20 protein-coding genes are annotated in these 19,574 nt (G+C 67.3%); 18 read left to right on the forward strand and 2 right to left on the reverse strand.

Annotation, left to right across the window (positions count from 1 at the left end; genetic code table 11):
- Positions 1-17: 17 nt before the first annotated feature.
- The 15 genes from AB4Y73_RS17870 (at position 18) to AB4Y73_RS17940 (ending at position 14,659) form a co-directional block, all read left to right on the forward strand.
- Complete coding sequence (locus AB4Y73_RS17870) at positions 18-899, forward strand: shikimate dehydrogenase (protein WP_441873540.1); 882 nt, start codon at positions 18-20, stop codon at positions 897-899.
- The gene (locus AB4Y73_RS17875; protein ID WP_441873542.1) at positions 899-2,860 is read left to right on the forward strand and encodes a bifunctional sugar phosphate isomerase/epimerase/4-hydroxyphenylpyruvate dioxygenase family protein; all 1,962 of its coding nucleotides are present in this window, start codon (positions 899-901) and stop codon (positions 2,858-2,860) included. Before AB4Y73_RS17870 ends, AB4Y73_RS17875 begins: the two co-directional genes overlap by 1 nt.
- Before the next feature lie 82 nt (positions 2,861-2,942).
- Positions 2,943-3,785 (forward strand): protocatechuate 3,4-dioxygenase subunit beta, encoded by an 843-nt coding sequence (gene pcaH / locus AB4Y73_RS17880; RefSeq protein ID WP_441873709.1) that lies wholly within the window; start codon positions 2,943-2,945, stop codon positions 3,783-3,785.
- Positions 3,778-4,347 carry a protocatechuate 3,4-dioxygenase subunit alpha gene (gene pcaG / locus AB4Y73_RS17885; protein ID WP_441873544.1) on the forward strand — a complete coding sequence of 190 codons (570 nt, stop codon included), beginning with the start codon at positions 3,778-3,780 and terminating at the stop codon, positions 4,345-4,347. The genes pcaH and pcaG overlap by 8 nt, the downstream gene beginning before the upstream one ends.
- On the forward strand, positions 4,344-5,861 hold the full coding sequence (locus AB4Y73_RS17890) for a lyase family protein (RefSeq protein ID WP_441873546.1): 1,518 nt from the start codon (positions 4,344-4,346) through the stop codon (positions 5,859-5,861). The genes pcaG and AB4Y73_RS17890 overlap by 4 nt, the downstream gene beginning before the upstream one ends.
- Positions 5,854-6,675 (forward strand): alpha/beta fold hydrolase, encoded by an 822-nt coding sequence (locus AB4Y73_RS17895; protein WP_441873548.1) that lies wholly within the window; start codon positions 5,854-5,856, stop codon positions 6,673-6,675. Before AB4Y73_RS17890 ends, AB4Y73_RS17895 begins: the two co-directional genes overlap by 8 nt.
- On the forward strand, positions 6,672-7,151 hold the full coding sequence (gene pcaC / locus AB4Y73_RS17900; RefSeq protein ID WP_441873550.1) for a 4-carboxymuconolactone decarboxylase: 480 nt from the start codon (positions 6,672-6,674) through the stop codon (positions 7,149-7,151). Before AB4Y73_RS17895 ends, pcaC begins: the two co-directional genes overlap by 4 nt.
- 82 nt (positions 7,152-7,233) lie before the next feature.
- Positions 7,234-8,436, forward strand: a complete 1,203-nt coding sequence (locus AB4Y73_RS17905) for a thiolase family protein (RefSeq protein ID WP_441873552.1) — start codon at positions 7,234-7,236, stop codon at positions 8,434-8,436.
- A gap of 2 nt (positions 8,437-8,438) precedes the next feature.
- Positions 8,439-9,098, forward strand: coding sequence for a 3-oxoacid CoA-transferase subunit A (locus AB4Y73_RS17910; protein ID WP_441873554.1), 660 nt, complete (start codon positions 8,439-8,441; stop codon positions 9,096-9,098).
- Positions 9,099-9,100: 2 nt separating this feature from the next.
- Positions 9,101-9,769 carry a 3-oxoacid CoA-transferase subunit B gene (locus tag AB4Y73_RS17915; protein WP_441873556.1) on the forward strand — a complete coding sequence of 223 codons (669 nt, stop codon included), beginning with the start codon at positions 9,101-9,103 and terminating at the stop codon, positions 9,767-9,769.
- Between the two features lie 32 nt (positions 9,770-9,801).
- On the forward strand, positions 9,802-10,614 hold the full coding sequence (locus AB4Y73_RS17920) for an IclR family transcriptional regulator domain-containing protein (RefSeq protein ID WP_441873558.1): 813 nt from the start codon (positions 9,802-9,804) through the stop codon (positions 10,612-10,614).
- Between the two features lie 123 nt (positions 10,615-10,737).
- Positions 10,738-12,006, forward strand: coding sequence for a Re/Si-specific NAD(P)(+) transhydrogenase subunit alpha (locus tag AB4Y73_RS17925; RefSeq protein ID WP_441873560.1), 1,269 nt, complete (start codon positions 10,738-10,740; stop codon positions 12,004-12,006).
- A complete protein-coding gene (locus tag AB4Y73_RS17930) occupies positions 12,006-12,326 on the forward strand; it encodes an NAD(P) transhydrogenase subunit alpha (RefSeq protein ID WP_441873562.1) in 321 nt (106 codons plus the stop codon). Before AB4Y73_RS17925 ends, AB4Y73_RS17930 begins: the two co-directional genes overlap by 1 nt.
- Positions 12,323-13,696, forward strand: coding sequence for an NAD(P)(+) transhydrogenase (Re/Si-specific) subunit beta (locus AB4Y73_RS17935; protein ID WP_441873564.1), 1,374 nt, complete (start codon positions 12,323-12,325; stop codon positions 13,694-13,696). The genes AB4Y73_RS17930 and AB4Y73_RS17935 overlap by 4 nt, the downstream gene beginning before the upstream one ends.
- A 45-nt stretch (positions 13,697-13,741) precedes the next feature.
- Positions 13,742-14,659 carry a diacylglycerol/lipid kinase family protein gene (locus tag AB4Y73_RS17940; RefSeq protein WP_441873566.1) on the forward strand — a complete coding sequence of 306 codons (918 nt, stop codon included), beginning with the start codon at positions 13,742-13,744 and terminating at the stop codon, positions 14,657-14,659.
- 62 nt (positions 14,660-14,721) lie between these two features.
- Here the strand turns inward: AB4Y73_RS17940 and AB4Y73_RS17945 are convergent, their stop codons facing one another.
- Entirely contained in the window at positions 14,722-15,579 is an 858-nt protein-coding gene (locus AB4Y73_RS17945) for an ACT domain-containing protein (RefSeq protein ID WP_441873568.1), read from the reverse strand.
- Positions 15,580-15,731: 152 nt separating this feature from the next.
- Here AB4Y73_RS17945 and AB4Y73_RS17950 point away from each other — a divergent pair, with 152 nt between their 5' ends.
- From AB4Y73_RS17950 to AB4Y73_RS17960, 3 genes are all read left to right on the forward strand, one after another.
- Entirely contained in the window at positions 15,732-16,781 is a 1,050-nt protein-coding gene (locus AB4Y73_RS17950) for an FUSC family protein (protein ID WP_441873570.1), read from the forward strand.
- 32 nt (positions 16,782-16,813) lie between these two features.
- The gene (locus tag AB4Y73_RS17955) at positions 16,814-17,578 is read left to right on the forward strand and encodes an IclR family transcriptional regulator (RefSeq protein ID WP_441873572.1); all 765 of its coding nucleotides are present in this window, start codon (positions 16,814-16,816) and stop codon (positions 17,576-17,578) included.
- Positions 17,579-17,686: 108 nt separating this feature from the next.
- A complete protein-coding gene (locus tag AB4Y73_RS17960) occupies positions 17,687-18,877 on the forward strand; it encodes a 4-hydroxybenzoate 3-monooxygenase (RefSeq protein ID WP_441873574.1) in 1,191 nt (396 codons plus the stop codon).
- Between the two features lie 53 nt (positions 18,878-18,930).
- On the opposite strand, the gene AB4Y73_RS17965 is transcribed toward AB4Y73_RS17960, so the two are convergent.
- Positions 18,931-19,557, reverse strand: coding sequence for a thymidine kinase (locus AB4Y73_RS17965; protein WP_441873576.1), 627 nt, complete (start codon positions 19,555-19,557; stop codon positions 18,931-18,933).
- Positions 19,558-19,574: the final 17 nt, after the last annotated feature.

Raw genomic sequence — 19,574 nt, forward strand, 5'->3', positions numbered from 1 at the left:
TCAAAGGAGCTTCCCGGATGAGCATTCGAACTGAGTCCTACCTTGTGGGACTGGTCGGCGACGGCGTCACGCCGTCACTCACTCCACCCATGCACGAACGCGAAGGCGACGTCCAGGGCCTGCGCTACCTCTACCGCCCCATCGACCTGCTGGAACTCGGACTGCCAGGGGACGCCGTCGGCGATCTGCTCAGGTCCGCCCGCAGCCTCGGTTTCAATGGACTGAACATCACCCACCCCTGCAAGCAGCTGGTCCTCGAGCACCTTGACGAAGTCTCGCCGGATGCCCGCAGGCTCGGCGCCGTCAACACCGTGGTCATCGAAGACGGCCGTTTCATCGGCCACAACACCGACTTCTCCGGTTTCGCCGCCGCCCTGGCGTCCGGCCTTCCGGACGCCGGGCTTGACCGCGTGGTCCAGCTCGGCGCAGGAGGCGCCGGGTCCGCCGTCGCCTACGCCCTGCTCACCGCCGGCGTGAAGGTGCTGGAACTGGTGGACACCGACGCCGCCCGCTGCGCGGCGCGTGCCACCGAACTGTCCGGCTTCTTCCCGGACCGCACCATCACCCCGCGTACGACGGCGGAGCTGCCGCAGCTGATGCCGCTGGCTGACGGTCTGGTGCACTGCACGCCCGTTGGCATGGCCGCCCACCCGGGCGTCCCGCTGGACCTGGACCTGCTCGAATCCCGCCACTGGGTGGCGGACATCGTCTACCGGCCCATCGAAACCGAACTCGTACTGAGCGCCCGCGCCAAGGGCTGCCAGGTCCTGGACGGCGGCCGCATGGCCGTTGGACAGGCGGCGGACTCCTTCCGGATTTTCACCGGCCTGGAAGCCGACGCGGACCGCATGCGCAGCCACTTCCTGGATCTCGTGGCCCAGGAAGAGGTGGCTGCCTGATGCGCACCGGAATCGCCACAGTCTGCCTCTCCGGAACCCTGAAGGAGAAGATGCAGGCCTGCGCCATCGCGGGTTTCGACGGCATCGAAATCTTCGAGCAGGACCTGGTCACCTCGCCCCTCACGCCCGAGGACGTCCGCAAGATGGCGGCAGACCTGGGCCTCACCTTGGACCTCTACCAGCCGTTCCGCGACTTCGACAGCGTGTCGGAAGACCTCCTGGCCGCCAACCTTCGCCGCGCCGAGGCAAAATTCAAGCTGATGGCGCGGCTGGGTATGGACACCATCCTGGTCTGCTCCAACGTGGCCACCGCCAGCATTGACAGCGACGACCTCCGCGCCGAACAGCTCGGCCGGCTGGCCGCGCTGGCCGGTGACCACGGGGTCAAGGTTGCCTACGAGGCGTTGGCCTGGGGCAGGTACGTCAGCGACTACGAGCACGCCCACCGGCTGGTTGAAGCGGTGGACCACCCCAACCTGGGCACCTGCCTGGACTCCTTCCACATCCTCTCCGGCAACTGGGACACAGCCCCCATCGAAGCCTTCAGCCCGGACAAGATCTTCTTCGTCCAGGTGGCGGATGCACCGAAGCTCTCCATGGACGTCCTGTCCTGGAGCCGGCACTACCGGGTGTTCCCCGGCGAGGGCCAGTTTGAGCTGGCCAAGTTCATGGGCCACGTGGTCCGTGCCGGGTACACCGGGCCGGTGTCACTGGAAATCTTCAACGACGTCTTCCGGCAGTCCGACGTGGAGCGTACCGCCGTGGACGGCATGCGTTCGCTCATCTGGCTGGAGGAGCAGAGCGCCAAGTGGCTCGATGCCAACGTGCCCGCCCTTTCCGCGGCCGGCGCGGTTGGTGCCCCCGGCGCTGTTGCTGGTGGTCCTGCGGCCCCCAACCGCCGTCGTTATCCCATGGAACTGGCCACCCTTCCCCGGGTGGCCGAACCGGCAGGCTATAACTTTGCCGAGGTCATGGCCGCCGACACCCAAGGCCTGGAAACGGTCCTGGGCCAGCTCGGTTTCGAATTCAACGGCCGGCACCGCACCAAGGACGTGCAGCTGTGGACCATGGGGCACGCCCGGGTGATTATCAACGAGGCGGGCCACGACGCCGGAGATTCTTCGCCGGCGATCGCAGCACTTGGTTTTGACGTCGATTCCCCGGTCATCGCCTCCGCCCGTGCGCAGCAACTCAAGGCCCCCGCGGTTCCGCGAAAGAGCCAGGCCAACGAGGAAGTGTTCCAGGGCTTCGCCGCGCCGGACTCCACCGAGATCTTCCTGTGCCAGGGCAGCCCCGACGGCACGGCAGCCTGGACGAGCGAATTCGGCGAGGGACTGGAAGTTCCCGCCGCAGGTGCCACCGCCGTCATCGACCACGTCAACCTCGCCCAGCCGTGGCAGCACTTTGACGAGGCCGTCCTGTTTTACACCAGCGCTTTGGCCCTCGAACCGCAGCCATTCGCCGAAGTGCCCAGCCCCACCGGGCTGGTCCGTTCGCAGGTGATGGCCACCGGAGACCGGGCAGTGCGTCTGGTGCTGAACCTGGCACCCCTGATCCAGCAGGACGGCGCCTCCGGGCAGAAACCCTCCGGAACGGGGCCGCGGCGGACCTACCAGGAGCACATCGCGTTCGCCGTGGACGACCTGGTGTCCACTGCCAGGGACTGCAAGGCCCGGGGACTGGAGTTCCTGCAGATCCCGGCCAACTACTACGAGGACCTGGCTGCCCGGTTCGGCCTCGATCCCGATTTGCTGGCCACGCTGCAGGACCTGAACCTCCTGTACGACCGCGATGCCGACGGCGAGTTCCTGCATTTCTACACCGCTACCGTGGGCAGTGTGTTCTTCGAAATGGTGGAACGCCGCGGCAGCTATGACGGCTACGGTGCGCCCAACGCCCCTGTCCGCCACGCAGTCCAGTACGACCTCCTGCACCGACTTGCCCCCGTACCCACCAAGTAACACCAACACCCTATGAAAGGAGGCCGCTGTGCCTGAAGGAATCAACCTTGAAACCTACAACGCGGACCCGGTCACCGAAGACGTGTCCGATGACGCCACAGGGGCCGCATCGAAGCAGTACGCACCCCTGGATGCCGCCGCAGAGTCGCAGGCGGACCTCAGCGCCGAGATGAAGACGCTCGGCGATGCCTACGCCCAGGCCCTCAAGAACGGCGGCGACGCTGAAATCCAGCCGCGGCTGGACTACGCCCCGTACCGCAGCAGCGTCCTGCGCCACCCCACGAAGGACCTGCACCACGCGGACCCTGAGACCATCGAGCTGTACTCACCGGCATTCGGGCACATGGACGTGCACGCGCTGGAAGCGGACCTCACCATCCAGCACAACGGTGAACCGCTGGGCGAACGGATCGTTGTGTCCGGACGCGTCTTCGACGGCGACGGCCGCCCGGTGGTGGGCCAGCTCGTGGAGATCTGGCAGGCGAACTCCGCCGGCCGCTACATCCACAAGCGCGACCAGCACCCGGCACCGCTGGACCCCAACTTCACCGGTGTGGGCCGCTGCATCACCGGGGCCGACGGCTCCTACAGCTTCACCACCATCAAGCCCGGCGCCTACCCGTGGAAGAACCACCTCAACGCCTGGCGCCCGGCCCACATCCACTTCTCCCTCTTCGGGCAGGAGTTCACGCAGCGGATCGTCACCCAGATGTACTTCCCCGGCGACCAGCTCTTCCCGCTGGACCCGATCTACCAGTCCATCGTGGACCAGGACGCCCGCGACCGGCTTGTGGCAACCTACAATCACGAGCAGACCAAACCTGGGTGGGCCCTCGCCTACAACTGGGACATCGTGCTGACCGGGTCGAAGCGGACCTGGACCGAGAACGAGGCCCTCGGCGCAGAAGGAGACGACCATGTCTAACCCCAGCCCCACCAAGCTGACTCCCACCCCCGGCCAGACCGTGGGGCCGTTCTACGGTTACGCCCTGCCCTACCACAAGGACCGCGAGCTGCTGGCCCCGGGCTCCCCGGGCTCCATCCGGCTCCAGGGAACCGTGTACGACGGCGCCGGGCACCCGATTCCCGACGCGATCCTCGAGATCTGGCAGGCCGATTCCGAAGGCAACGTCCCGAAGCGCACCGGATCGCTGGCGCGCGACGGCTACACCTTCACCGGATTCGGCCGCAGCGCCGTGGGCAACACCGGGGTGTTCACCTTCACCACCGTCAACCCCGGCCCCACTGAGGAGGGCGCGGCGCCGTTCATCTCCGTTGCGGTCTTTGCCCGCGGCCTGATGAACCGGCTCTTCACCCGGATCTACCTGCCGGAAAATGAGGAAGCCCTGGCGAAGGACCCGTTGCTGAGCTCCCTGGATCCGGAACGCCGTAAGACGCTGATCGGCCGCCGTGACGCCGACGGCGGACTCACGTGGGACGTCCGCCTGCAGGGTGAGGGCGAAACAGTGTTCCTGGACTTCCAATGACTGGTGCCGCCCTGGGTTCCCGGAGTAATGCCGACGGCGACGTCGGCCTGCTGAGTCCTGTCTCGGCCTTGCCCCTGGTTGCGGCGCTGACGGGTGACAGTGCGGTGCTCGCGGCGATTCTCGCCGTTGAGTCCGGCTGGGCCGCGGTGCTGGAGAAGTCGGGTCTGGCACCTGCCGGGTCCGCCGCCGTCGTGGCTTCCGCCGCGGAGGCGGGCCGCTACGACGCAGCAAACATCGCGCACCGGGCCCAGGGCGGCGGCAACCCCGTCATCCCCTTGTTGGCTGACCTGCGGAAGCACGTTGCGGCACTGGATGCTTCGGGAATTGGTGCTGGAAAGGCCGTCCACACCTCGTTGACCAGCCAGGACGTGTTGGACTCGGCGCTCATGCTGCTGGCGCGCAACACCGTTGAGGCGGTGCTCGGTGACCTGAAAAGCACGACGACGGCGCTCGCCGCGTTGGCGGAAAAGCATGCGGACACGCTGGGCGTGGGCCGAAGCCTGACCCAGCATTCCCTCCCGTTTACGTTCGGCCTCCGCGCGGCGCAGTGGTTCCACGGCGTGGCCGCCGCGGGCCGGCAGCTCGAGAGCATCCAGTTCCCCGTGCAGTTCGGCGGGGCCGCCGGAACCCTCGCGGCCGGAACTGTGCTGACTGCCGAAACATCCGCCACGCCCTTCACCCTTGCCGATTCCCTGGCCAAACAGCTGGGCCTCGCCACGGCCCCCGCACCGTGGCACACCAACCGGCTCGCAGTCACGGCCCTCGGGAACGCCCTGGCCGCCGTGCTCGGTGCCGCCGGCAAGATCGCCACGGACGTCCTCTTCATGAGCCGGCCCGAAATTGCCGAACTCGCCGAACCCCGCGCTGCGGGCCGTGGCGTGTCCTCGGCCATGCCGCAGAAACAGAACCCCGTGCTGTCTGTCCTGATCCGCAGCGCCGCCCTCGAGGCTCCGCAGCTTGTGGCCCAGCTGCACCTGGCCGCCGCCAACTTCAACGACGAACGCCCCGACGCCGCCTGGCACACTGAGTGGCCGGCCCTCCGCCAGCTCCTTCGCCTGGCACTGGGCGCCGCGGGCCACCTCCGCGAGCTGGCTGAAGGCCTCCAGGTTTTCCCGGCTGCCCTGCGCCGCAACCTGGAACTGGCCGGACCCTTACTCCTGGCCGAAGGGGTAGGCGCCGCCGTCGCACCGCTCCTGGCGGAGAAGGACGGACGCACGGGCAAGGAGCAGCTGCAGGACGTCGTGGACCGGACCCTTGCCGCGCCGGCTGCCGGTCAGGGTGCCACCTACCGGCGGCTGCTCCGCGAGGCCATCCCCGAGGGCGCACTTACCGATCTGCGCCTCGACGAACTCCTGAACCCCGCCAGCTACCTGGGCCAGGCCGCCGAAATCTCCCGGCGCATCCTGGCCGCGTACCCCGAGTTCGCCCCGGGCAACCCCGGGTCAGTCAACCCCGGGTCAGTAGAACCCCTATCCTCACCGGACCCCGACCAGAACGGAGCCAACCGTGGCTAAACCGACCCTGAAGGCAGTGCTGCTTTCGCCCCAACGAGCCCTCGGCGAACGCCCGCTCCTGGTAGTTGGCCCCTCCCTGGGCACCTCCTCCTCCGTCCTGTGGGGTGCGACGGCGGCGCTGCTGGCCATTGACTACGACGTTGTGGCGTGGGACCTGCCCGGCCACGGTGTATCGCCCAAAGCCACCGAAACCTTCGACGTCGCCGACCTGGCGGATTCGGTGGTGGACCTGGTGGACTCGATCGCCCCCGGTGAGACCTTCCAGTACGCCGGCGTCTCGCTGGGCGGGGCCACCGGCCTGCAGCTGGGCATCAAGCACGGCGAACGCCTCAAGAGCCTGTCCGTCCAGTGCTCGGGCGCCAAGATCGGTACCCCCGAAGGCTGGCTGGAGCGCGCGGAACTGGTCCGCACCCAGGGCACACCCGTGGTCATCCAGGGCTCGGCGGAACGCTGGTTCGCCCCGGGTTTCATGGACCGCGAGCCGGACCTGAGCAGTAAGCTCCTGCACTCCCTGCGCGACGCCGACCGCTTCAGCTACGCCTTCTGCTGTGAAGCTTTGGCCGCCTACGATGTGCGCACCGAGCTCGGCAGCATCTCCGTCCCCACGCAGGCGGTGGCGGGAGTCGCCGATACTGTTGTGCCGCCGTCGTTCGCGGAAGAAATCGCCGCAGGCATCACCGCCGGGGGAGGCACGGCGAATGCAGTGTCCCTGGAAGGCGTGGCGCACCTGGCCCCCGCGGAGGCACCCGCCCACGTTGCCGAACTATTGCGGAGCCTCATCACCTGGAGCGAATCGCGCGGAGCGGCCAAATGAGCAGCGCTGAACGTCACGGCGTGGTCCAGCCGGATGCCACCAGCCAGGAAATTTACGACGGCGGCATGGTGGTCCGCCGGGAAGTGCTCGGCGCCGCGCATGTGGACCGGGCGAACGCCAACAAGGACGGGTTCACCGAGGACTTCCAGGACATGATCACGCGGATTGCGTGGGGTGGCATCTGGACCCGTCCCGGCATCTCGCGCCAGATGCGCTCCGCGGTGACCATCACGGCGATGGTGGCGCACGGGCATTGGGAAGAGCTGGCCATGCATATCCGCGCGGCTCTCACCAACGGCCTGAGCAGGGACGAGATCAAGGAAATCCTGCTCCAGACGGCCATCTACTGCGGCGTCCCGTCCGCCAATACGGCGTTCAAAACCGCGCAGCAGGTCTTCAAAGACTTGGACGCAGCAGTGGACAACACGGAGTTGGACGCCGCGCACACCCACGACACCCCCGCCCCGCCCAACTGACTGGCAATTAACGTCGTCATTCGCGCGAATGACGACGTTAAATGCGACCTAGTTGGGACCGCACTAAATTAAGAGGAACACCATGTATCAGGCTTTTGTGTACGACGCCGTGCGCACCCCGTTCGGCAAGTTCGGCTCCGGCCTCGCGGCCGTCCGCCCGGATGACCTTGCGGCGCATGTCATCAAGGAATCCGTGAAGCGCGCACCGGGGCTGGACCCCGAGCGGATCGACGAAGTGGTCTTCGGCAACGCCAACGGCGCCGGCGAGGAAAACCGCAACATCGCCCGCATGGGCACCCTGCTCGCCGGCCTGCCGGTCTCCATCCCCGGCACGTCCATTAACAGGCTCTGCGGCTCGTCGCTGGATGCCGCGATTATCGCCTCGCGCCAGATCAACGCCGGCGACGCCGAACTGATGCTCGTGGGCGGCGCCGAGTCCATGTCCCGCGCGCCCTGGGTGCTGCCCAAGACCGAGAAGCCTTACCCGGCCGGGGACCTGACCCTGGCCTCCACCACCCTGGGCTGGCGCCTGGTCAACAAGGCCATGCCCAAGGAATGGACGATCTCCCTGGGTGAAGCCACCGAACGGCTCCGCGAGAAGTACGGCGTGACCCGCGAACAGCAGGATGAATTCGCCGCGAACTCGCACAACCTCTCCGCCGCGGCGTGGGACGAAGGCTTCTACGACAACCTGGTCACCCAGGTCCCCGGCACCGACCTGGTCCGGGATGAAGGCATCCGCGCCGGTTCCTCCGCCGAGAAGCTCGCCGGCCTGAAGACCGTGTTCCGCACCGAAAACGGCACCGTCACCGCCGGAAACGCCTCGCCCCTGTCCGACGGCGCCTCCGCAGCCTGGATCGGGAGTGAGAACGCCGCCGAACTGCTTGGCCTCGAGCCGCTGGCCCGCATCGCCGGTCGCGGCGCGCACGCCAACGATCCTCAATTCTTCGGCTACGCCCCGGTGGAAGCGGCGAACAAAGCCCTCGCGAAGGCGGGCATCAGCTGGGACCAGGTGGGCGCCGTCGAACTTAACGAAGCGTTCGCCGCGCAGTCCCTGGCCTGCATCAACGCCTGGGGCATCGACCCCGCTATTGTGAACCGGCACGGCGGCGCGATCGCCATGGGCCACCCGCTCGGCGCGTCCGGCACCCGGATCCTGGGCACCCTCGCCCGGTCCCTGCAGGCCTCCGGTGAACGCTGGGGCGTCGCCGCGATCTGCATCGGCGTAGGCCAGGGCCTCGCCGTCGTGCTCGAAAACGTGACTGTTTCTAATGGAAAGGCATAACCATGCTGAATTTTGTTGATTCCGTCAATGAGGCCGTGGCCGGCATCAAGGACGGCTCCACCGTGATGATCGGCGGATTCGGCAACGCCGGCCAGCCGTTCGAACTGATCGACGCGCTGATGGACTGCGGGGCCAAGGACCTGACCGTGGTGAACAACAACGCCGGCCAGGGCGATCAGGGCCTGGCGCTGCTGATCAAGGAGGGCCGGGTCAAGAAGATGATCTGCTCCTTCCCGCGGCAGTCCGACTCCTGGCACTTCGATGCCAAGTACCATGCCGGTGAGATCGAACTCGAGCTGGTCCCGCAGGGCAACCTGGCCGAGCGGATCCGCGCCGCCGGCGCCGGCATCGGCGGGTTCTTCACGCCCACCAGCTACGGCACCATGCTCGCTGAAGGTAAGGAAACGCGCATCATCGACGGCCGCGGCCAGGTGTTCGAGACGCCCATCCACGCCGACGTCGCGCTGATCAAGGCGCTGAAGGCCGACGGCGTGGGGAACCTCGTGTACCGCAAGACGGCCCGGAACTTCGGGCCCATCATGGCTGCCGCCGCGAAGCACACGGTGGTCCAGGTGTCCGAGATTGTCCCCACCGGCGGGCTCGACCCGGAAAACGTCGTGACCCCCGGAATCTACGTCAACAGCATCGTGAAGGTGGCCTGAGCATGAGCACCGCAACTTCCATCCAGACCAGTGACAAGCCCCTGGGCCGCGACGCCCTTGCCGAACTCGTGGCCCGGGACATCAAGCCCGGTTCGTTCGTGAACCTCGGCATCGGCCAGCCCACCCTGGTGTCGAACTACCTCAAGCCCGAGCAGAACATCACGCTCCACACCGAGAACGGCATGCTGGGCATGGGACCCGTGGCGGTTGGCGACCAGATTGACGGCGACCTCATCAACGCCGGCAAGATTCCGGTCACCGAACTCCCGGGGGCGTCCTACTTCCACCACGCCGATTCGTTCGCGATCATGCGCGGCGGCCACCTCGACATCTGTGTGCTCGGGGCGTTCCAGGTCTCGGCCACCGGGGACCTCGCCAACTGGCACACCGGCGCCCCGGACGCCATTCCCGCCGTCGGCGGCGCCATGGACCTGGCCACCGGCGCCAAGGACGTCTTCGTGATGATGACGCTCCTGACCCGCGAGGGCGCCTCCAAGATCGTGGAAGCGTGCACCTACCCCCTCACCGGCGTCGGCTGCGTCACCCGCGTGTACACGGACAAGGCCGTCTTCCTGACCGGGCCCGACGGCGTGGCGGTCCGCGAGACGTTCGGCTGCACTTTGGCGGAACTCCAGGAGCTCGTGCCGGTCCCGCTGAAGGCAGCGGCATAGTCCTTACCCATGCGCCTCTAGGATTGGTAACCATGACCAACGCACCGGCAGCTGCACGCACCGCTCCGCAGGCGAGTGACCAGTACGTGCAGTCGCTGGCCCGCGGGCTGGCCGTCATCCGGGCCTTCGACCACGACCACCCGGTCATGACCCTCACCGAGGTGGCGGCGCGGACCGACCTGACCCGGGCCACCGCCCGGCGGTTCCTGCACACGCTGGTGGAGCTGGACTATGTCCGGACCGATGGCAAGACGTTCGCGCTCACGGCCAAGGTCCTGCAGCTCGGCTACGCCTACCTCTCCGGACTGTCCCTGCCCCAGCTCGCCCAGCCGCACCTGGAGGAACTCTCCCTCAAACTGGGCGAGTCCACGTCCGCGGCGGTGCTGGATGGCACGGATATCGCCTACATTGCTCGGGTCACCACGCGCCGGATCATGAACGTCGGCATCACGGTGGGGACGCGGTTCCCCGCCTACGCCACCTCCATGGGCCGGGTGCTGCTGGCAGCCCTGCCGCCCACCCGGCTCAAGGCCTACCTCGCCGCGGCGGAGATCAAGCCGCTGACGCCGCGGGCGCTGGGAACCGTTCCGGAGCTCGTGGCCGTGCTGGACACGGTCCGGGCCCAGGGCTGGTGCCTGTTGGACCAAGAGCTTGAATTGGGGCTGATGTCCGTGGCGGCTCCCGTCTATGACGGCCCCACCAAGGTTGTTGCGGCCGTTAATGTCTCTTTGCAGGCCCAGTCGGTGGCTGCCCGGCCGGACCCGGAGGCGTACCTGGCCTCGGTTGCGCAGGAAATTGTCGCCACGGCCAAGCTCATCTCCGCGGACCTGACCGCGCGGCGGTAACACCGCACGGCGCCGGCTGGCGTCGCACGGCCCGCGGCGCCGAACCCCCATCGCCAAATAAGTACAGATCCCGCGCCGTGCGTCATAGACTCAAGCCAACTACGTCCGTAAGGGAGCTGGCGGTTGAAACTGGGCATACCGCGGGAACGGCATGAGGGTGAGCGCCGTGTTGCCGCCACACCGGAGACAGTCAGGCAACTGACGGGGCTGGGCCTGGACGTCCTGATCGAAGCGGACGCGGGTGCCGCAGCCGGCCACTCAGATCACGAGTACACCCAAGCGGGGGCCCGCATTATCCAGGCACTGGATCCCGCTGATCTGGACATCCTCGTCCATGTGCGGCCCTTGGAACCCGCGACGGCGAAGGCCCTGAGAAGGGGCACTGTCACTGTGGGCCTGGCCTCGCCGTCGTCCGAGCTGGCAACTGTGCAGGCACTCGCGGAAGCCGGCGTCACGTCCTTCGCCCTGGAACTGGTGCCGCGTATCTCCCGCGCCCAGTCCATGGATGCGCTCAGCTCCCAGGCCCTGGTGGCAGGCTACCGCTGCGTGCTGGAAGCGGCCATCCGGTTCCCCCGCTTCTTCCCGCTCTACATGACCGCCGCGGGCACCGTCCCGCCGGCCCGGGTCCTGGTGCTCGGCGCCGGTGTCGCCGGGCTGCAGGCCATCGGCACCGCAAAGAGGCTCGGCGCACGCGTGTCCGCCAATGACATCCGGCCGGCCTCCGCCGACGAGGTGGCGTCCATGGGCGGCACCTTCATCAAGCTGGATCTGGAAACGGCCGAGGCCTCCGGCGGTTACGCCCGGGAACTCAGCTCGGATCGCGGCGCCCTCCAGCGCGAACTCCTCGCCCCGCACGTCGCGCAGGCTGATGTCCTGATTACGACGGCGGCCGTTCCGGGCAGGCGCGCCCCGCTCCTGGTGAGCCGCGAGATGGTGCAGGGCATGCGCCCCGGGTCCGTCGTCGTCGACCTCGCCGCAGAGTCCGGCGGAAACGTGGAAGGTGTTGTTCCCGGCGAGGACATCCTGGTGCCCACCGCCGACGGCCAGGGCCATGTCACCCTCGTGGGGCTGAAGGACGCGCCGTCCGCGATGGCCTCGGACGCGTCCCGGCTCTACGCCAAGAACGTTGCGAACCTGCTCGCCCTGATGACCCGGGACGGCACCGTGGCTCCCGACTTCGACGACGACGTGATTGCTGGTGCCTGCCTCACGCACGACGGCGCCGTGCGGCACGCGCCCACGGCCGAGGCCCTGGCGACGGTCGTCCCGGCACTGCCCGACCACGCGCCGCGGGTCCCGAGCGAGCAGGTCCCGGACGAGCGCATCCCGAGCGAGCAGGTCCAGCACGACGGCATGCCAGGCCGCAGGCTCCACAACGAGGGGGGAATCTGATGGACGGCATGAGTCTGCTGACCGTCACGGTGCTGGCAGTGTTTGTGGGCTTCGAGGTGGTCTCGAAGGTCTCCAGCACACTGCACACGCCCCTGATGTCCGGCGCGAACGCCATTCACGGCATCATCCTGGTGGGCGCCATCATCGTGGCTGGCCAGGCAGCGGACCCGGGCATCCTGGCCGTGGCACTCCTGGCCGTGGTGCTGGCCACCGCCAACCTGGTGGGCGGCTTTGTGGTCACGGACCGGATGCTGCACATGTTCCACGGCCGGAAGGAGCCCGTCCGCAAGGGGGCAGGCGCAGGGGAGGACCTCAAGTGAGCCTCCTCGACCCGGTCTGGACCTCCTTCCTCTACCTCGCGGCCGCGGTGTTTTTCATCCTGGCCCTCCGCGGCCTCAGCTCACCGCGCACAGCACGCCGCGGCAACCTGATCGGCGCCTTCGGTGCGCTGCTCGCCGTGGCGACCGTGTTCCTGTCCGCCAGGCTGGAGAACATCCCGTGGATCATCGGCGCCATCGCGGTGGGAACGGCGGTGGCCGCCCCCGTGGCCCGGCGCGTCAAAATGACGCAGATGCCCCAGCTGGTGGCGCTGTTCAACGGCGTGGGCGGCGGTGCCGCGGCGCTCGTCGCGCTGCTGGAACTTGGCCACAACGAAGACCCCTGGGTGCGGCTCGCAATCGTTTTCACCCTGTTGGTGGGGGCCGTGTCCTTCGCCGGCTCCGGGGTCACGTTCGCCAAACTCCAGGAACTGATGACAACGCGCCCGGTGGTGTTCCCAGGGCTCCCGGTAGTGATGGCAGCGGCGCTGCTCGCCGCGGTGGGGACCGCCGTCGCCGTCGTCCTCACCGGTTCCCTGGCGCTTGCGGTGCTGCTGATGGTCCTGGGCCTTGCCGCCGGCGCGCTGCTGGTGCTGCCCGTCGGGGGCGCGGACGTGCCCATCGTCATCTCGCTCCTGAACGCTTTCACCGGTCTTGCGGTGGCAGCATCCGGCGTGGTCCTGGGCAACGTCCTCCTGGTGGTGGCAGGCACGCTGGTGGGCGCCTCCGGCACCATCCTCACCCGCGCCATGGCCGCGGCGATGGGCCGCAGCGTGGCGGGCATCCTCTTCGGAGCCTTCAAGGGAGGCTCGACGGCGGGGTCCACCGCCGTGAGCGACCGTCCCGTCAGATCCTCCAGCGCTGAGGATGTGGCGGTGCTCCTGGGCTACGCGCAGCGCGTCATCATCGTGCCCGGCTACGGCCTGGCCGTGGCGCAGGGCCAGCACACCGCCGCCGAGCTGGCGCTGGCGCTGGAAGCCCGCGGCATCGACGTGGACTTCGCCATCCACCCGGTGGCCGGCCGCATGCCGGGGCACATGAACGTGCTCCTGGCCGAGGCCAACGTGCCGTACGAGTCGCTCAAGGAAATGGGCGAGATCAACTCCGAATTCCGGACCGCAGACGTGGCGCTCGTGGTGGGCGCCAACGATGTTGTGAACCCGGCCGCGAAGACCTCCACGGGCTCGCCGATTTACGGCATGCCCATCCTGGAAGTGGCCGACGCCCGGCAGGTGATCTTCCTGAAGCGCTCCATGCGGCCCGGATTCGCCGGGATTGAGAACGAGCTCCTCTACGAACCGCAGACGTCCCTGCTCTTCGGTGACGCCAAGGATTCCCTGGCGAAGGTACTGGGGGCCGTGAAGGCGCTGTAGGAAGTACCCTTTCTACAGGCGCACCCAACTTCACCGAAGGACACCATGACTGCCAACAGCTCCACCGGCCTCAAACGGCCGGCCATCATCATCAACCCCGCCAAACCGGTGGAAGTTGACGTTAGGGCTCTCGCGGCCAAGCACTGCTCGGAGAACGGCTGGGGTGAGCCCATCTGGCTCGAGACCACCAAGGAGGACCCGGGTGTCGGCCAGGCGAAGGAGGCACTCAAGCAGGGTGCCGACGTCGTTATTGCTGCCGGCGGCGACGGTACGGTGCGGTGCGTGGCTGAGGTGCTGGCCGGCGGGGATGTGCCCATGGGGCTGCTGCCGTTCGGCACCGGAAACCTGCTGGCCCGAAACCTCGGCATGGACGTCACGGACTTTGACGGCGCCATGGCCGGCGCCCTGGCGGGAACTGACCGGAAGATCGACGTCATCCGTGCCCGCCGGAACGACCCCGACAAGGAACAGCTCTTCCTGGTGATGGCGGGTGTGGGCTACGACGCCACCATCATGGCCGACACCAACGAGGACCTGAAGGACAAGGTGGGCTGGCTGGCCTATGTGGATGCCGGCATCCGGAACCTGCCCGGCAAGCCGGTGAAGGCGACCATCGTGATTGACGGCAAGGATGTGGTGCACCGCGGCATTCGCAGCGTCATGGTGGGTAACTGCGGCAAGGTCCAAGGCGGCCTGGAGATCTTTCCCGACGCCAAAATGGACGACGGCCTGCTTGATGTCGCCGTGCTGGCCCCGCAGGGAAAGCTTGGCTGGTTCTCTGTGATCGCCGGCATGATCGGCAAAGGCCGGGGCAAGGACACGGCAGTGGACTACTACCAGGGAAAAACCGTGGAGATCACGCTCGAACACAACGACGATTTTCAGCTGGATGGCGACCACGACGGCGAAGGCAAGCACGTCCTGATGACCATGGACCCGGGGGCGCTCACCATCCGCATGTAACGCAGCCCAACTAGGTCGCAGCAGATGTCGTTTTGAGGGCTGAGAACGACATCTGCTGCTACTTACATGGGTGAGCCGGCTTCTCTGGGGGAAGTCGGCGCCGGGCGGTGGGCCAGGATTTCGGCGAGCTCTGCGAGCCGGTGCGCGCGGGCTGATTCGGCCGGCGTGAACGGTTCGCCGGGACGGACGAAGGTGATGGGTCCGTGCCAGGCGGTGGGGATCTTCAGCAGCGTGCCGGCGTCGTGCTGCTCCAGGTAAGCGTCCGACGGCGTCAGGATCCGGGCGTGCAACAGCTCGGCGACGGCGAGCGGCAGTTCGTCGGGGGCGCCCGCGATCCGTGCCGCGAGACTCAGCGCCCGGGTCTGCCCGTCCGCCATGGCCAGCCCGGTGGTGGGCCATACATGCGAACGGGACCCGCCGCCGTCGTGCAGTGCCTCCAGCAGTTGGCGTTCACTCAGATCCCCCGGTGCGGAGAGGACAAACTCATCGAGCACACCACCGGCAACAGGGTGGACGTGAATGCTCAGGATGTTGGTGTCCAGGCGGGCCAGCGCCCGGGTGATCTTCTGCAGCGAACCCGGCTGGTCCTGCAGCACCGTGCGGGCCCGCCACAACGCCGGTGCACTGCCCAGCTTCCTGCGGTGCCGGAGCGCCGGTGCGTGCAGCCAGCCGCGGAGGATCCGGGCAGCGGAAGGTTCAGCCACCCAGATCACCAGCACGGTGGCAGTCAGGGTGAGGACAAGCACCTTGGCAAGATACGGGAGGTGCGTTTCCACCACCAGGGCATGGACCAGCAGTTCAATCGGGAGCATCACGGCCACGTTGGCCACGGTCAGCCGGGTCTTGGTGGGTTCGGGCATCAGGCCGCAGACTTCACAGCTCAATTCGGCTGCGGCGGGGTTACTTGCGCTGTGCTTCATGGCTCAAGCGTGGCGGGCCGGTGTTTCGGCGGTGTTGCTCTGCCGTTCCGAACGTGGGAAATGTCCGGGACATAGGATTGGGGAGGCTGGTCCTGCCCCTTCAGGGCGGACACCTCCCGCCAGGGGCAACCGAAGGAAGAGGCACTCGGAACGTGAAGTTTTTCGCTGAATTGTTCAGCATTGCGCCGAGCAACAACGACCACCAGCCGGCCCTGCGCTGCGCCGTCGGAATTTTTGTTCCCCTGATCACCCTGCTATTGCTTGGCAGGCTGGATTTGGCAATTTTCGCCTCCTTCGGTGCGTTCACCGGGATCTACGGACGCAACGAACCGCACGGCACCCGGCTTGTATTGCAGCTTCGGGCAGGCTTGCTCATGCTGCTTGTCATCTTCCTGGCTGCGCTCGCGGCCAGGCTGGGGGATGCCTGGGGGCTGGACCAGACGGCCGCAACCTGGGTCCTGGTGGTGGCCACAACCCTGGTGGCCGGCGGGTGTTCCGTGGCCATCGCCCTGCAGCGCCTCCGCCCGGCAGGCTCGCTTTTCCACATCTTCGCGTTTGCGGCGATCGCCTCGATCCCGAACCAGCCGCCGGTCCTGGAGGCCATGCTGGTGGCCGTACTCACCACTGCGCTTGCGCTGGTGATTGGCTTCTCCTCGCGCGTGCTTCCCAGCCGCCGCACGCCCTGGGTGTGGCCGTCCCCGGTCCGGCTGGCCGAGGGCGAGAGGCGGACGGCGTGGCTGGAAGCCCTGGGCTACCTCGTGGCTGCGGGCGTGGCTGGTTCCCTGGCCACGCTGGCCGGGACTTGGCTCGGGTTCGGACACAACTATTGGGCCATGGTGGCAGCGGTGGTGCCCTTGGTGGGGCACAGCACCCGGCACCGGATCCGCCGGGGCATCCAACGAATCATGGGCACGGTGCTGGGCCTGGCATTGCTCGCCCTCATCCTGCTGCTGAACCTTGCTCCCTGGCAGATTGTGCTGGTCATCGCACTGTGCCAGTTCGGCGCAGAACTCTACATTGCCCGCCAGTACGTCCTTGCCCAGATTGTTGTGACACCGCTGGCTCTGATCTCCACGCTGCTGGTGGTGCCGGCGTCGCCCACCATCCTGCTGCGCGACCGCATCATCGAGACGGTGATCGGTGCCGCCGTCGGCGTTGCCGTGGTACTGGCACCGGCCCTATGGCGGCGCCGCCGAGTGTAAACTGGTCGCACCATTGAATGGAAGGAGCGGTCGTGGCCAACTCGCTCTCCGGCGACTCGGTGGTGGACCGTGTGGTCCGGGTGATCTCCGCCTTCCCTGAAGGCGTCAGCAGCCTTCAGCTGTCGGACCTCGCGGACCGGGCAGGTCTTCCCCTCACCACCGCGCACCGGCTGGTCCGGCAGTTGGCTGCGCACGGCCTGCTGGAAACGGTCGACGGCGGGGCGGTGCGGCTTGGGCTGCGCCTGTGGGAGTTGGTCAACCGGAACTCGCCCACGCTGGCGCTGCGGCAGGCCGCCATGCCGTTTATGGAAGACATCCAGCAGGTCCTGAACCAGAACGTGAACCTGGCGGTCCTGGACGGCTGGGAAGCGCTGTTCGTGGAGCGGCTTTCCCGCCGCGGATCCGTCGCCAACAGGGCCAGGGTAGCCGGCCGGATGCCCGTCCATGTTTCCTCGGCCGGGCTTGCCCTCATGGCCCACCAGGACAAGCCGGTGCAGGCCGCGTACCTTGACCAGTTCTCGGATCCTGGCGGCCGGGTGGCAGCGGAGGCGGTGCGCGCCCTGCTGAGCGAAACGGCCCATCAGGGGTTCGCCCAGCTCGCGGGCGTGGTGGATCCGGACACGTGGGGCATAGCCGTCCCGGTGCTGGACGGACGGCAGCGCGCCGTGGCCGCGCTCGGCGTCGTGGTTCCCCTGCGGGAGATGCGGCTGCAGGCCCTGGTGCCCGCCCTGCAGACTGCAGCGCGGGGCATCGCCCGCGGGCTCAGCGACGCGGGATCTGACCGCACATTCCGTTGAACGGAATCAGTGTTACGCCAGTCACCTTTCCCGCTGCACACTGATAACCAGAGAAAACCATAAGGCCCTGCAGACAGTCAGAGCCCCGCAACGAAGCGAGGACCAACAATGGCACAACGCAAAGTCATCACCACCCAGGTGGCCATCATGGGCGCCGGTCCTGCCGGCCTCATGCTCTCCCACCTCCTGGCTAAGGCCGGCATCGAATCAACCGTCATCGAGGTCCGCAGCCACAAGGAGATCTCCGAGACAGTCCGCGCCGGAATCCTGGAACACGGCACCGTGAACCTGCTCGTGGACAGCGGCGTCTCGGACCGCGTACTTCGAGACGGCGACCGGCACGACGGCATCGAGCTGCGTTTCAACGGCGAAAGCCACCGCATCGATTTCAAGGACCTTGTAGGCGAATCGGTCTGGCTGTACCCGCAGACCGACGTCTTCCTGGACCTCGCCGCGCGGCGGAAGGACGACGGCGGCGACGTCCGCTACAGCGTCACGGACACCACCGTCCACGACCTTGAGGGGAAGCCGAAGGTCTGGTTCACCGACTCGGACGGAGTTGAGTACGAGATCCAGGCCGAGTTCCTGGTGGGCGCAGACGGTTCACGCAGCCACTGCCGGTTCCAGATCCCTGAGGCGCACCGCAAGTGGTACTTCCACGAGTACCCCTTCGCCTGGTTCGGCATCCTGGCGGAGGCCCGGCGGAGCTCGGATGAGCTGATCTATGCCAACTCGGACAACGGCTTTGCCCTGATCAGCCAGCGCACCGAGACGGTGCAGCGGATGTACTTCCAGTGTGATCCCAAGGAGAACGTGGCCGAGTGGGATGACGACCGGATCTGGGCCGAATTCCGCAGCCGGGTCAATGGCAACGGCTTCGAGCTCAAGGAGGGCCCGGTCATCGACAAGATGGTCCTGCCGTTCCGCAGCTTTGTGCACACCCCCATGCGCTACGGAAACCTGTTCCTGGCCGGCGACGCGGCACACACGGTTCCGCCCACCGGGGCGAAGGGCCTGAACCTGGCCATCCACGACGTCAAAGTGCTTTTTGAAGGGCTGGAGAGCTACTACAAGTCCGGCTCCACCCAACTGCTGGACAGCTTCGGTGAACGGGCCCTGGAGCGCGTATGGAAGGCGCAGCAGTTCTCGTACTGGATGACCACCATGCTGCACACCCCCACCGACGCGGACGACTTCTCCCGGGCCCGCCAGCTCGGCGAACTGAACTCGGTGGTCTCTTCGAGGCACGGCATGGCCTACCTCGCCGAGGCCTACACCGGCTGGCCCGGACGCCGCTGAGCGGTTGAGTGGTTGAGCCGTTGACGGAGGCTCGGAATCCGAGCCTCCGTCAACTAAGCGCCCAGGCGTCCGCCGGATGCCTCGAGATAGCAGGCGCCGCACAGGGATTCGTACCAGACGTCCTGGCCGTCGATGGCAACCTGGTCGCCGTCGAAGACCACCTCGTTGCCTACGCGCCGGGTGTTGAAGATGGCTTTGCGCCCGCAGCGGCAGATGGTCTTGAGTTCCTCCAGCGTGTGGGCGACTTCCAGCAGCCGGCGTGATCCGGGGAAGGCGTGCGTCAGGAAGTCGGTCCTGATGCCGTAGGCGAGTACCGGCACGTTGTCCAGGATGGCGATGCGGAACAGGTCATCCACCTGGTTCGGGGTGAGGAACTGCGCCTCGTCCACGAGCAGGCATGCCACCGGCTTCTGGTCGACGTGCTCCAGGAGGGCATCGGGGTCATCGCCGGCCGCATGGGCGGCGAAGAGGTCCCGGACGGACGTGTCGGGCGAAATCAGGAAATCCACGGACCGCGTCATGCCCAGCCGGGACACAATGTCGGTGTCACCTTTGGTGTCCACATCGGGCTTGGCCAGCAGGACGCGCTGGCCCCGCTCCTCGTAATTGAAGGCGGCCTGCAGGAGTCCGGTGGATTTACCGGAGTTCATGGCGCCGTAGCGGAAGTAAAGCTTGGCCAAGATGGTCCTTTCAATGG

The sequence above is a fragment of the Pseudarthrobacter sp. TAF60_1 genome (genome assembly GCF_052113505.1).
Lineage (GTDB): Bacteria > Actinomycetota > Actinomycetes > Actinomycetales > Micrococcaceae > Arthrobacter.